This is a genomic window from Vibrio sp. MMG023, from assembly GCF_021654215.1.
GTDB classification, from domain to species: Bacteria; Pseudomonadota; Gammaproteobacteria; order Enterobacterales; family Vibrionaceae; genus Vibrio; species Vibrio jasicida.
Window position 1 is genome coordinate 380591 of the sequence record NZ_JAKFZP010000003.1, and the last position, 13177, is coordinate 393767.

14 protein-coding genes are annotated in these 13177 nt (G+C 45.9%); all 14 read left to right on the forward strand.

What is annotated here, in order from left to right; all coding sequences use genetic code 11:
* The first annotated feature begins 201 nt into the window (after positions 1 to 201).
* The 14 genes from aspS (at position 202) to tolA (ending at position 13162) form a co-directional block, all read left to right on the forward strand.
* Positions 202 to 1980, forward strand: a complete 1779-nt coding sequence (gene aspS, locus L1076_RS11390) for an aspartate--tRNA ligase (RefSeq protein WP_045422298.1) — start codon at positions 202 to 204, stop codon at positions 1978 to 1980.
* A 144-nt stretch (positions 1981 to 2124) separates the two neighbouring features.
* The gene (locus L1076_RS11395) at positions 2125 to 2871 is read left to right on the forward strand and encodes a YebC/PmpR family DNA-binding transcriptional regulator (RefSeq protein ID WP_039975242.1); all 747 of its coding nucleotides are present in this window, start codon (positions 2125 to 2127) and stop codon (positions 2869 to 2871) included.
* Positions 2872 to 2970: 99 nt separating this feature from the next.
* On the forward strand, positions 2971 to 3492 hold the full coding sequence (gene ruvC / locus L1076_RS11400; protein ID WP_005426231.1) for a crossover junction endodeoxyribonuclease RuvC: 522 nt from the start codon (positions 2971 to 2973) through the stop codon (positions 3490 to 3492).
* 122 nt (positions 3493 to 3614) lie between these two features.
* A complete protein-coding gene (locus tag L1076_RS11405; protein ID WP_045408864.1) occupies positions 3615 to 5066 on the forward strand; it encodes a methyl-accepting chemotaxis protein in 1452 nt (483 codons plus the stop codon).
* A 78-nt stretch (positions 5067 to 5144) separates the two neighbouring features.
* A complete protein-coding gene (gene ruvA, locus L1076_RS11410; protein WP_104029395.1) occupies positions 5145 to 5756 on the forward strand; it encodes a Holliday junction branch migration protein RuvA in 612 nt (203 codons plus the stop codon).
* Positions 5757 to 5777: 21 nt separating this feature from the next.
* Positions 5778 to 6782: a Holliday junction branch migration DNA helicase RuvB gene (ruvB, locus tag L1076_RS11415; protein ID WP_038866800.1), complete on the forward strand. Its 1005-nt coding sequence runs from the start codon at positions 5778 to 5780 to the stop codon at positions 6780 to 6782.
* Positions 6783 to 7243: 461 nt separating this feature from the next.
* Complete coding sequence (gene cydA, locus L1076_RS11420) at positions 7244 to 8830, forward strand: cytochrome ubiquinol oxidase subunit I (protein WP_038866802.1); 1587 nt, start codon at positions 7244 to 7246, stop codon at positions 8828 to 8830.
* Positions 8831 to 8847: 17 nt separating this feature from the next.
* On the forward strand, positions 8848 to 9984 hold the full coding sequence (cydB, locus tag L1076_RS11425) for a cytochrome d ubiquinol oxidase subunit II (RefSeq protein WP_038866805.1): 1137 nt from the start codon (positions 8848 to 8850) through the stop codon (positions 9982 to 9984).
* A 12-nt stretch (positions 9985 to 9996) separates the two neighbouring features.
* Positions 9997 to 10104 (forward strand): cytochrome bd-I oxidase subunit CydX, encoded by a 108-nt coding sequence (cydX, locus tag L1076_RS11430; RefSeq protein WP_000270284.1) that lies wholly within the window; start codon positions 9997 to 9999, stop codon positions 10102 to 10104.
* Positions 10097 to 10399 carry a cyd operon protein YbgE gene (gene ybgE / locus L1076_RS11435; RefSeq protein WP_039975247.1) on the forward strand — a complete coding sequence of 101 codons (303 nt, stop codon included), beginning with the start codon at positions 10097 to 10099 and terminating at the stop codon, positions 10397 to 10399. Before cydX ends, ybgE begins: the two co-directional genes overlap by 8 nt.
* Before the next feature lie 172 nt (positions 10400 to 10571).
* Positions 10572 to 10991, forward strand: a complete 420-nt coding sequence (gene ybgC, locus L1076_RS11440; protein ID WP_010447291.1) for a tol-pal system-associated acyl-CoA thioesterase — start codon at positions 10572 to 10574, stop codon at positions 10989 to 10991.
* Complete coding sequence (tolQ, locus tag L1076_RS11445; RefSeq protein WP_038866810.1) at positions 10981 to 11679, forward strand: protein TolQ; 699 nt, start codon at positions 10981 to 10983, stop codon at positions 11677 to 11679. Before ybgC ends, tolQ begins: the two co-directional genes overlap by 11 nt.
* 3 nt (positions 11680 to 11682) lie before the next feature.
* Positions 11683 to 12126 (forward strand): protein TolR, encoded by a 444-nt coding sequence (gene tolR, locus L1076_RS11450; protein WP_038866811.1) that lies wholly within the window; start codon positions 11683 to 11685, stop codon positions 12124 to 12126.
* Between the two features lie 13 nt (positions 12127 to 12139).
* Positions 12140 to 13162 (forward strand): cell envelope integrity protein TolA, encoded by a 1023-nt coding sequence (gene tolA / locus L1076_RS11455; protein ID WP_237303626.1) that lies wholly within the window; start codon positions 12140 to 12142, stop codon positions 13160 to 13162.
* The last annotated feature ends 15 nt before the right edge of the window (positions 13163 to 13177 follow it).

Below are 13177 nucleotides of genomic sequence, written 5' to 3' on the forward strand. Positions count from 1 at the left end.
ATCCCCACCAATTTTTTCGCTTTGGTGCGCTTTTGAACATTTGTTGTACTAAAAACCACCAATGAATGATAAAACACACTTAATTGTATGTTGAGTAGTCGATTTTCATAGGCTTTCAGCGTATAAATGGATCTTTACTCTGCTCGGCAATGAGGCTGACAGAGCGTAGTTAACAATATTTGAGAGATTGGGAATTTCATTATGCGTACCCATTACTGTGGTCACCTGAACAAGTCCCTTGCAGGACAAACTGTAGAACTTTGCGGCTGGGTTAACCGTCGTCGTGATTTAGGCGGTCTTATTTTTATCGATATGCGAGATCGCGAAGGTATCGTTCAGGTAGTTGTTGATCCAGATATGGCAGATGCGTATGAAGTGGCTAACACACTTCGTAATGAATTCTGTATCAAGCTAACTGGTGAAGTTCGCGTTCGTCCAGAAAGCCAAGTAAACAAAGACATGGCAACAGGTGAAGTTGAGATCCTTGCGAAAGGTCTTGAAATCATCAACCGTTCTGACGTTCTGCCTCTAGACTTCAACCAAAAGAACTCTGAAGAGCAACGTCTGAAGTACCGTTACCTAGATCTACGTCGTCCAGAAATGAGTGACCGCATCAAGCTACGTGCTAAAGCGTCTAGCTTTGTTCGTCGTTTCCTAGATGACAACGGCTTCCTAGACATCGAAACACCAGTACTAACAAAAGCGACACCAGAAGGCGCTCGTGACTACTTAGTACCTAGCCGTGTTCACAAAGGCAGCTTCTACGCGCTTCCTCAGTCTCCACAGCTATTCAAACAGCTTCTAATGATGTCTGGTTTTGACCGTTACTACCAAATCGTTAAGTGTTTCCGTGATGAAGACTTGCGTGCTGACCGTCAACCAGAATTCACTCAGATCGATATCGAAACGTCATTTATGACGGCTGACCAAGTTCGTGCAACGACTGAGAAAATGGTTCGTGAAATGTGGCAAGAGCTACTGAACGTTGACCTAGGTGAGTTCCCGGTAATGCCGTTCAGCGAAGCGATTCGTCGTTTCGGTTCTGACAAACCAGACCTACGTAACCCACTAGAACTAGTAGACGTTGCAGACCTAGTAAAAGACGTTGAATTCAAAGTATTCTCTGGTCCAGCAAACGACGAGAAAGGTCGCGTTGCAGTTATCCGTGTACCAGGTGGTGCTGAGCTTACTCGTAAGCAAATCGACGGTTACGCAGAATTTGTAGGTATCTACGGTGCGAAAGGTCTAGCATGGATGAAGGTTAACGACCGTGCAGCAGGCATGGAAGGTATCCAATCTCCAGTAGCTAAATTCCTAAGTGAAGACGTGATCAACGGTATTCTAGACCGCACTCAAGCGGAATCTGGCGATATCATCCTATTCGGTGCAGACAAAGCTAACATCGTTGCTGAAGCACTAGGTGCACTTCGTCTTAAACTTGGTAAAGACCTAGGTCTAACTAAAGAAGGCACTTGGGCTCCTCTATGGGTTGTTGACTTCCCAATGTTCGAAGAAGACGACGAAGGCAACCTGCACGCAATGCACCACCCATTCACATCACCTCTAGGTGTGACTGCGGAAGAGCTAAAAGCGAACCCAGCAGTAGCGAACTCAAACGCATACGACATGGTTCTAAACGGCTACGAAGTGGGCGGTGGTTCTGTACGTATTCACAACGCAGAAATGCAAGCTGCGGTATTCGATATCCTAGGTATTGATGCAGACGAGCAAAAACTGAAGTTTGGTTTCCTATTGGAAGCGCTGAAATTTGGTACGCCACCTCACGCGGGTCTTGCATTCGGTCTAGACCGTCTAGTAATGCTGCTATGTGGTACTGAGAACATCCGTGATGTTATCGCATTCCCTAAAACAACAGCAGCGGCGTGTCTACTAACAGACGCACCGAGCCTTGCAAACCCAGCGGCTCTAGAAGAGCTAGCAATTGCTGTGACTGTTGCGAAAGAAAAAGACGCAGAATAAGCGCACAACATTTAAAGAAAACTCCCGCACTTGCGGGAGTTTTTGTTTTAATGAACCCAAGAATTATTCCGAGCACTTTCCCAAGTAACGTTGTTGAGCAATCAAAGCTGAGCATTAACGTCAAAATAAATTAAAAGGTGAATCATGGCAGGTCATAGTAAATGGGCGAATATTCGTCACCGTAAAGCTGCGCAAGATGCCAAACGTGGCAAAATCTTTACCAAGTTAATTCGTGAAATTGTCGTCGCCGCGAAAGAGGGTGGCGGAGAAGCTGACAATAACCCTCGGTTACGAGCTGCTATCGATAAAGCACTTTCTAACAACATGACGCGAGACACGGTGAACCGTGCGGTCAGTCGTGGTGCTGGTGGTGAAGGCGATGACAACATGGAAACCGTCATCTACGAAGGGTATGGTCCAGGTGGCACCGCCGTAATGGTTGAATGCATGACGGACAATCGCAATCGAACGGTTTCTGGCGTGCGTCACGCGTTTTCGAAGTCTGGCGGTAATTTGGGTACAGATGGAAGTGTTAATTATCTGTTCGATAAGAAAGGTGTGATTTCTTATGCCTCCGGCTTAGATGAAGACGAAGTGATGGAAGTGGCGCTTGAGAGCGGCGCCGATGATATCGAAGCATCCGAAGACGGTTCTATTGATGTGTACACGGCACCAGCTGATTTCGGTAGCGTCAAAGATGCCTTGGATGCAGCAGGCTTTAAGGCTGACAATGCAGAAGTATCATTAATCCCATCAACGAAAGCAGAATTGGACGTGGATACTGCCCCTAAGCTTCTACGTCTGATTGATGCGTTAGAAGACTTGGATGATGTTCAAGAGGTGTATCACAACGGTGACATTTCTGACGAAGTGGCAGCCACATTAGAATAAGATTACTCAATGGGGACAGAGCGTTCTGTTCCCATTTATTTTCATTAATTATAATAACGAGATAGAGATCGTTCTTGATCTGCTTTCTTAGGAAAATTCATGTCAATTATTTTGGGTATTGACCCAGGCTCTCGCATTACGGGTTACGGTGTGATTCGTCAGCAGGGACGTCATCTACAATATCTAGGCAGCGGCTGTATTCGTACTTCTGAAAAAGAGCTGCCAGGTCGACTTAAGCAAATCTATGCAGGTGTGACGGAAATCATCACACAGTTCCAGCCGGATGTGTTTGCTATTGAGCAAGTATTTATGGCGAAAAACGCCGACTCTGCATTAAAGCTAGGGCAGGCGCGTGGCAGTGCGATTGTTGCGGCTGTGAATGCGGATCTTCCGGTGCATGAGTACGCAGCTCGTCTTATTAAACAAGCGGTAACGGGGACAGGTGGTGCAGACAAAGTACAGGTTCAGCATATGGTTCAACACATGCTTAAGCTGCCAGCAAAACCTCAAGCCGATGCCGCCGATGCGTTAGGTGTTGCCATTTGTCACGCTAACACCAATAAGACGCTTGTGGCGCTCGCTGGCAAAGCAACCAGTGCAAGAAAAGGTCGTTACCGTTAAGCGTGTTCTCGTATTAAAAATGAGACATCTCAGACAGATTTAAGGATTGGATTTGTTGAGAAAATGTTACAAAACTATAGTGGTCAGAGGTCTAATAAGAAATCAATCAAGGAAGATTGAACATGAATCCAGCCACGCTGTGGCGCAGTGCATTTATGCCGCGCCAAACTCAATGGACAAGAACACAACAACGTCAAGCAGACATCCTATCGCTATTTACCTTCATCGCTTTTCTCGTCGGGATCTACAGCCTGATCAAATGGTCTAAACATGGGCATGAAAGCTTAATCTTCACCTCAGTACTCTTAATCGCACTCGAACTGATATCCGCCTTCAGCCTGAGATGGTTCAAACGACCAGCATTGTCGCTCAATCTGGGGTTTGTAGGCATGTCAGTGCATGCACTCAACATCATTTATCAAAGCGGTGGTGTGGTCGATTCAACCCAAACTTACTGGGTACCTTTGTTAGTCGTCGCTTTCTTTTTATCTGGCACTCGTATCATGGCGATCTCATGGAGTGCGCTAGTCATCGCGGTTTCTGCAGTAATGACGTATCAGCATGTGTCTGGTTTTGTTTTTCCCCAACTCGTGTTGTCTGAATCTGCGCAGCGCGTGGAAATATGGTCAGGCACTGTGTTACCGCTGGTGGTGATTTGTATTGCACAAGCCTTTACTGCCAAGCAGCGGGATATTGCGATTGAAAGTGCAGAGAAATCTAAAGCAGAAAGTGAACTGGTCGCACAAAAAGCAACGGCGGGGGAGTTACGGCTAGGAGAGGTACTAGAGCAAGCTAATCAAAATTCGGCGGAGCTTAAACAAGTTTCGCAAGTGTTGGATGGACAATCTTCGCTGTTAGGTGCTCAAGTCAATGCTCTCAATATCAACAGTGAGTCTCAAGCCAGTGCGGCTGAGCAAATGAGTCAGCAAGTACACCACATGGCGACGGGGATTGAAACGTCAAGCAAGTTTGTTGAAGAGCTTCGTGAGAAGAGTGAAGACGTTCATCAACAAGCTGAGAAAAGCTCTGAGTTGCTCGAAGACTCTACACAAGCGATCAGCCAGATCATTACCAGCCATGAAGACATCATGAAAGTGGCGGACTTGATTACTTCGGTCGCAGAACAAACCAATTTATTGGCACTGAATGCGGCTATTGAGGCGGCGCGAGCGGGGGAGCAGGGCAGAGGCTTTGCAGTGGTCGCGGACCAAGTGAGAGAGCTTTCTGCAAAGAGTAGTCAATCCGCAATCGAGATTCGTAACTTGCTTGATCGCAGCGAGCAAGAGGTGAAGCACGGGCAGAATGTTGTTACTTCAAGCACAGAACGAATGAATACCATCATCCAGCAAGTGACCACAATTTCTCATGATGTGCAGAGTCTTTCTGGCATAATGGCGACGCAAATGACCGCATTAAAAGAGCTTGATGAAGCCAGTAGCGAAGTTGCTAACGGCGTAGTGAACACCAAGACCATTGCTGAAACTGTCGCTCAATATGGCACTGAGCTCAGTAGCCAAGTTGTCACCGTGAGAAACCTGACTCAACAACTTGATCAAGTTGTCTCAAAAATCTAACCGAACGGCATAAAGGACTGGATGTCTATCCAGTTCTTTATTATCCTGTCGCAAATTCATTTCCAAAGAGTATTTATAGTGATTGGACGTCTTCGCGGCACTCTGCTTGAAAAGCAACCACCTGAAGTTTTAATTGAAGTTAATGGCATTGGTTATGAAGTACAGATGCCAATGAGCTGTTTCTACGAACTGCCAAACGTCGGCGAAGAAGCGATCATTTATACTCATTTTGTTGTGCGTGAAGACGCTCAGCTGCTTTACGGCTTCAACACAGTCAAAGAACGTGCGCTCTTCCGTGAAGTAATCAAAGCGAACGGCGTCGGTCCTAAACTGGGGCTGGGTATACTTTCTGGTATGACGGCAAGCCAATTCGTTTCTTGCGTAGAGCGTGAAGACATTTCAACACTTGTGAAGCTACCTGGCGTTGGTAAGAAAACCGCAGAACGTCTTGTTGTGGAAATGAAAGACCGCCTTAAAGGTTGGGGTGCTGGCGACCTATTTACTCCGTTCACGGATGCGGCTCCTTCGGATTCTGGTTCGGCATCTAGCAATGCTGAAGAAGAGGCAATCAGTGCGCTTCTAGCTCTAGGCTACAAACCAACTCAAGCGTCGAAAGTAGTCTCTCAGATCGCTAAACCGGATATGACCAGTGAGCAACTGATCCGTGAAGCACTAAAATCAATGGTGTAACGAAAAGTTCAAGGGAACAATATGATTGAAGCCGATCGTTTAATCGCGCCAGAAAATCCTTCATTTCGTGATGAAGATGTCATCGACCGTGCGATTCGTCCTAAGAAGCTGGCGGATTACCAAGGTCAGGATCACGTGCGTGGTCAGATGGAGATTTTCATCAAAGCCGCTCAATTGCGAAATGAAGCGCTCGACCACCTTTTGATATTTGGTCCTCCAGGTTTGGGTAAAACCACACTTGCGAACATCGTTGCTAATGAGATGGAAGTGAATATTCGCACTACTTCCGGCCCAGTACTTGAGAAAGCAGGGGACTTGGCGGCGCTGCTGACCAACTTAGAAGAAAACGATGTGCTGTTCATTGACGAGATTCACCGCTTAAGCCCAATGGTTGAAGAAGTGCTGTATCCAGCGATGGAAGACTACCAGCTAGACATCATGATTGGTGAAGGCCCAGCCGCTCGCTCTATCAAGATTGACTTGCCTCCTTTCACGCTTATCGGCGCAACCACACGAGCGGGTTCATTGACCTCGCCATTGCGTGACCGATTCGGTATTACTCAGCGCCTTGAGTATTACAAGGTCAAAGACTTGCAGGATATCGTTCAGCGCAGCGCAGATTGCCTAGGCTTGTCAATGGAGTCGGAAGGTGCGTTAGAAGTTGCTCGCCGCGCTCGTGGTACGCCACGTATCGCTAACCGACTACTACGCCGTGTTCGTGACTATGCTGAAGTAAAGGGCAATGGACACATCTGTGCGGAAGTTGCAGATAAAGCGCTGAACATGCTCGATGTCGACGCTAAAGGTTTTGACTACATGGACCGAAAACTGCTTCTTGCGATCATGGAAAAGTTTGGTGGTGGTCCTGTCGGTCTGGATAACATGGCAGCAGCCATTGGTGAAGAGAAAGACACCATTGAAGATGTGCTAGAGCCTTATTTGATTCAACAAGGTTACTTACAACGCACACCTCGTGGTAGAATAGCGACCGATCGCGCCTATCTGCATTTCGGAATTGAAAAGTAAGATTCCAACGCTGGGCGCACAGCGCTCAGCATTTCACCAATGTTGACCAACCTCTCATTTATTAAATCTCTTCTAATACTAAATAGGTAATAAAAACTTATAGATTGTTAACTCTATGTTCTTGCCTAACTGATTATTTTCTCTCCTGATTACTCTCTATTAACATACTCTTCTGATATCGTTTGATCTGGATCAATGTGATGGATTTTTGTTCAAATTCAGCGCATAAAGATTGATATACATCAAAGCGGTTTCTCGCTATAAACCTTTTGAAACAAACTGTTTTTAGCAGTAATATTAGGCCCAGCTATATTAGCTGATGCTTAACAATTAACTAACCAACGAAGCACATTTTTGCAACAAAGCGTTGTGATAATTCAACATTTTTCAAGTGTAAATAACACTTGTGTATGGATTGCAATATGTAGAGAGTGTCATTCAGCCGACACATAGGAGTTACCATGATTGACGTAGTTGATCTGTCGCGGTTGCAGTTTGCACTGACAGCGATGTATCACTTCCTATTCGTACCATTGACCCTTGGTATGGCCTTCCTTTTGGCCATTATGGAATCAATGTACGTAATGACGAACAAGCAAATCTACAAGGACATGACCAAGTTCTGGGGTAAGCTGTTCGGTATTAACTTTGCACTTGGTGTGGCTACTGGCCTTACCATGGAGTTCCAGTTTGGTACGAACTGGTCTTACTACTCCCACTATGTAGGTGACATCTTCGGTGCACCACTAGCGATCGAAGCACTGGTTGCTTTCTTCCTGGAGTCAACTTTTGTTGGTCTATTCTTCTTCGGGTGGGATCGTCTATCAAAACGTCAACACTTAGCGGTAACCTGGTTGGTTGCTCTGGGTTCTAACTTCTCTGCACTGTGGATTCTTATCGCGAACGGCTGGATGCAAAACCCAGTTGGCGCAGAATTCAACTTCGAAACCATGCGTATGGAAATGGTGAGCTTCGCAGACGTTGTACTAAACCCTGTAGCGCAAGTTAAATTTGTACACACAGTAGCATCTGGTTACACGTGTGGTGCAATGTTCGTTCTTGGCATCAGTTCTTACTACCTATTGAAAGGTCGTGATGTGGCGTTCGCTCGTCGTTCGTTTGCTATCGCAGCTTCTTTCGGTATGGCAGCAATCCTGTCTACAATCGTGCTGGGTGATGAATCTGGTTACGAGCTTGGTGAAGTTCAAAAAGTGAAGCTAGCAGCAGTAGAAGCTGAATGGCACACAGAACCAGCACCAGCGGCGTTCACACTGTTTGGTTTACCGAACCAAGAAACAATGAACACCGATTACGCAATCAAGATCCCTTACGTTATGGGTATCATCGCAACGCGTTCGTTTGATGAGCAAGTAACAGGCCTACACGATCTACGTGAAGAGCACGTTGACCGTATCCGTACTGGTATGTACGCATACGAATTGCTTGAAAAACTGCGTGCAGGCGACAAGTCTGAAGCAAACATGACAGCGTTTGACGAAGTGAAAGGTGACCTAGGTTACGGCCTACTTCTAAAACGTTACACAGACAAGGTTGTTGATGCGACTGAAGACCAAATCCAAGCGGCTGCGGATGATTCAATCCCAACAGTATGGCCGCTATTCTGGTCGTTCCGTATCATGGTTGCGTGTGGCTTCATCATGCTATTCGTATTTGGTGCGTCATTCATCCAAACATGTCGTCAGAAGATCGAACAGAAACCTTGGATTCTTAAAGCTGCATTGTTCAGCATTCCACTACCTTGGATTGCGATCGAAGCGGGTTGGTTCGTTGCTGAATACGGTCGTCAACCGTGGGCTGTAGGTGAAATCCTACCGGTACACGTTGCTGCATCAGCACTAACAGCAGGTGAAATCTGGACTTCACTATTTGCAATCCTAGCGCTTTACACTGCATTCCTAATTGCAGAAGTATACCTAATGGTGAAATTCGCTCGTAAAGGTCCAAGCAGCCTGAAAACTGGCCGCTACCACTTCGAGCAAAACGCTGACTCTGTTGAAGACAAAGTTAGTCGCCAAGTAGAAGCGTAAGACAAGGAGACAACAAGATGTTTGATTACGAAATCTTGCGATTCATCTGGTGGGTACTGATCGGTGTTCTACTAGTTGGTTTTGCAATTACTGACGGTTTCGATATGGGTGTGGGCGCGCTTGTACCTATTATCGGTAAAAACGACACGCAACGTCGCGTGATGATTAACTCGATCGCACCTCACTGGGATGGTAACCAAGTATGGCTTATCACTGCTGGTGGTGCATTGTTCGCAGCATGGCCTTTGGTTTACGCGACATCGTTCTCTGGTTTCTACCTAGCGATGATCCTAACCCTAGCGGCACTTTGGCTACGTCCAATTGGTCTTGATTACCGTTCAAAGATTGAAGATAAAAAATGGCGTAACACTTGGGATATCTGTATCTCAATCAGTGGCTTCGTTCCACCAATCATCTTTGGTGTGGCGTTTGGTAACCTTCTGCAAGGTGTTCCATTCCAACTGAACGAATTCCTAATGCCAACGTACCATGGTTCGTTCTTTGGTCTTCTTAACCCATTTGCATTGCTATGTGGTCTAGTAAGCTTGTTCATGATCCTGATGCAAGGTTCAACTTGGCTACAAATGAAGACAACAGGCGAAGTTCATACTCGTGCTCGTAACGTTGCTCAGCTAATGGGTCTATTAACTGTGGTTGCATTCGTAGCAGCTGGCTTCTGGATTCAGAGCATCGAAGGTTACGTTATCGTAGGTGGTATCGATACAGGCGCTGCTTCTAACCCTCTAAACAAAGAGGTTATCCGTGAAGCTGGTGCGTGGATGAACAACTTCGAAGCTTACCCAATGCTATGGGCTGCGCCTGTACTGGGTGTTGCAATGCCGCTTCTAGCTGTATTGGCATCTCGCCTAGAGAAGTGTGGTATCGCGTTCCTAACCTCTAGCCTTGGTAACGCAGGTGTTATCTTTACTGCTGGTATTGCAATGTTCCCATTCGTAATGCCATCAGACCTAATGCCAAGCCAAAGTCTGACAATGTGGGATGCAACTTCATCTGAACTGACTTTGAACCTAATGACAGGCGTTGCGTTTGTTATGGTTCCAATCATCTTGGCTTACACGTCTTGGACTTACTACAAGATGTTTGGTCGCTTGGATGACAAGTTCATCGAAGAAAACAAAAACTCACTTTACTAAGGAGCTATTACTATGTGGTATTTCGCATGGATTCTAGGTGTACTACTTGCTTGTGCATTCGGTATCATCAACGCTCTTTGGTTAGAGCACTCAGAAATGATGGATAAAGACAGTGAGTAATCTCGCTGACAAGGTAGCGAAACTTCACGCACCAATGGACAAGACTCTACTGAGAGTCTTGGCCTTAATCCTCGGCTTTATGCATGTAGGATTGGTGATGTGGGATCCAAACGCATACCATCGAGAAATTGGTGGCTTTAATGCGTTTATCGCACCGGCACTGATTTGGGCAGTCTGCTCAAGCATGGTTTACGGTGTGGGCTTCAAGCCAAGAAATTGGTACTGGCAAGTATTGTTCAGCCCTTATTTCTCACTCGCTATCTTAGTTTATTTAACAGCACTCTATTTCATGTAAGCGTTACACTCTGAAATAAAGTCGGTTATTAAATCATCGAATAAAAAGCCAGACGTCTTGTCTGGCTTTTATTTTTTCTACAAAATTCAAAAATATTCCCTTCGCTCAGTACCAATTACTGCCGCTTCAGTTATAGTAATTGCTTTAAAGAATTGAAAGTACTGGTACTCCCTTGCAAGGCACATCTAATCCCTTCCGCTGGCCGATCACCGTGTATTATGAAGATACCGATGCGGGTGGCGTTGTATATCACTCTAATTATTTAAAATTCTTTGAACGCGCACGCACTGAGATGTTGCGTGCAAAAGGCATTTCTCAACATGTGTTATTGGAACAAAACATTGGCTTTGTTGTCCGACACATGGATATCGATTTCAACCAAGGGGCGAGACTGGACGAGCATTTGACCGTTCTTACCCGAGTGTCAGAAATAAAGCGTGCGTCCCTGCAATTCTGTCAAGAGTTAGTCAATGATGAAGGCAAAACATTGTGCAAGACAATTGTTAAGGTAGCATGTATCGATAATAAGAAAATGAAACCAATAGCTATCCCATCTTTTATCAATTCGGAGCTAACAAATAGTGACTGCTGATATTTCCATTTTAGATCTCTTTCTTCAGGCCAGTCTGTTGGTAAAGCTTGTGATGTTGACCCTACTAGGCATGTCAATTGCGTCATGGGCAATGATCATTAAGCGCAGCAAAGTACTGTCTCAAGCATCAAAAGACGCTGAGTCCTTTGAAGACAAATTTTGGTCTGGTACCGATCTTTCACAGCTGTACCAAAAAGTGAAAGCTCGTAAAGACGACATCGGTGGCACAGAAGAAATCTTCTATGCTGGCTTTACCGAATTTGCACGCTTGCGTAAGAGTAACGCAAACTCACCAGCCTACATCATGGAAGGTACAGGGCGTGCAATGCGCGTTTCTGTAGCTCGTGAAGTGGATGAACTAGAAACCAGTTTACCGTTCCTCGCAACGGTCGGTTCTATCAGCCCATACATCGGCCTATTTGGTACGGTATGGGGTATCATGCACGCCTTTATTGCATTGGGTGAAGTGAAACAAGCAACACTATCTATGGTGGCACCCGGTATCGCAGAAGCACTGATCGCAACAGCGATGGGTCTGTTTGCGGCAATCCCTGCGGTAATGGCTTACAACCGTCTAAGCAACAAAGTAAGTAAGCTAGAGCATACATACGCAACTTTCTCTGAAGAATTCCACAGCATCCTGCACCGTCAAGCAATGGCGGGTCGAGACAGCGCGAATAAGGAATAAGGCATGGCGGGTTACCAACCTAAAAAGCGTAAAATGACCGCAGAGATTAACGTTGTACCTTATATCGACGTTATGCTTGTACTGCTGATCATTTTCATGGCGACCGCTCCATTTGTCACTCAAGGTGTGGATGTAGACCTTCCAAAAACCTCTACCGCGGAATCAATGCAAGATCTTGCTGGTGAAACAGACAGTAGCTTCATCATTATTGAAATCGATCGCGATGGTAATTTGGGCCTAAGCGTGAATGATGAAGAGGTTCAACGCGGTCTATCACTACAAGACGTTATTGTTCGTGTGAAAGCAGAGCGGGAAATCAAACCTGATTCTCCGGTTGCAGTAGGGGGTGATGCCGCAACGCCATATGCAGATGTGGTACTTCTGCTTGATGAGCTAAGTCGGGCTGGCATCCCTAAAGTAGGTCTGATGACCGATATCAGGGAATAGACATCGAACATCTATGAAAGACAATAAGAAGAAAACCAAAGAATACACCAAGCCGATAGCAATATCGGTTGGTTTGCATGCGCTTTTGGTCGTAGCGTTACTTTGGGGTACAGATTTCAACATGTCTAAACCCGAGCCGACAGGGCAGATGGTGCAGGCGGTTGTTATTGACCCGAAGCTTGTCCAACAACAAGCCAAAGAAATTCGTCAGCAACGCGAGAAAGCGGCAAAAAAAGAGCAAGATCGTCTTGATAAACTGAGACGTGAAGCTGAGCAGCTGGAAAAGAATCGCAAAGCTGAAGAAGAGCAAATTCGTAAGCTGAAAGAGCAGCAAGCAAAAGATGCAAAAGCCGCTCGCGAAGCGGAGGTCGCTCGTAAGAAGAAAGAGCAAGAACGTAAGGCCGAAGAAGAACGCACTCGTAAAGAGAAAGAGCGGGCAGCAAAGGCCGAACAAGAGCGTAAAGCCAAAGAAGAGGCCGTACGTAAAGCGGAGCAAGAACGTGTAGCGCGCGCGAAAGCGGCGAAAGAAGCCGAAGAGAAAGCGAAACGTGAACGTGAAGCCGCAGCAAAAGCCGAGCAAGAACGCATCGCGAAAGAAAAAGCAGCCAAAGAGGCCGCTGAGCGCGAACGTAAAGCTCGAGAAGCCGCAGAGAAAGCAGAGCGTGAACGCAAAGAGCAAGAAGCGGCTTTGGATGACATTTTTGCTGGTCTAGAAAGTGAATCCGAACTTAACCAAGTAGCGAAGAATCAACATGTTGATTCGGAAGTTGGTCGTTATGCAGCCATCTATAAACAGCTAATCGAAAGTCGAATCATTAAGGATGATTACCTTGTGGGAAAGTCGTGTAGGCTGAATATTAAGCTTGTGCCAACTGGAACAGATGGCGTAGTAAGTGGCGTTTCAGTCATTAGCGGTGATGCTCGATTATGTGGTGCGGCAAAGAGTGCAGTAAACCAAGTTGGCAATTTCCCTATGCCAAAAGACCGCGCAATTATAGATAAAATTCGTGATATTAACTTAACAGTTGATTATTAATTTAAGGAACTGAGA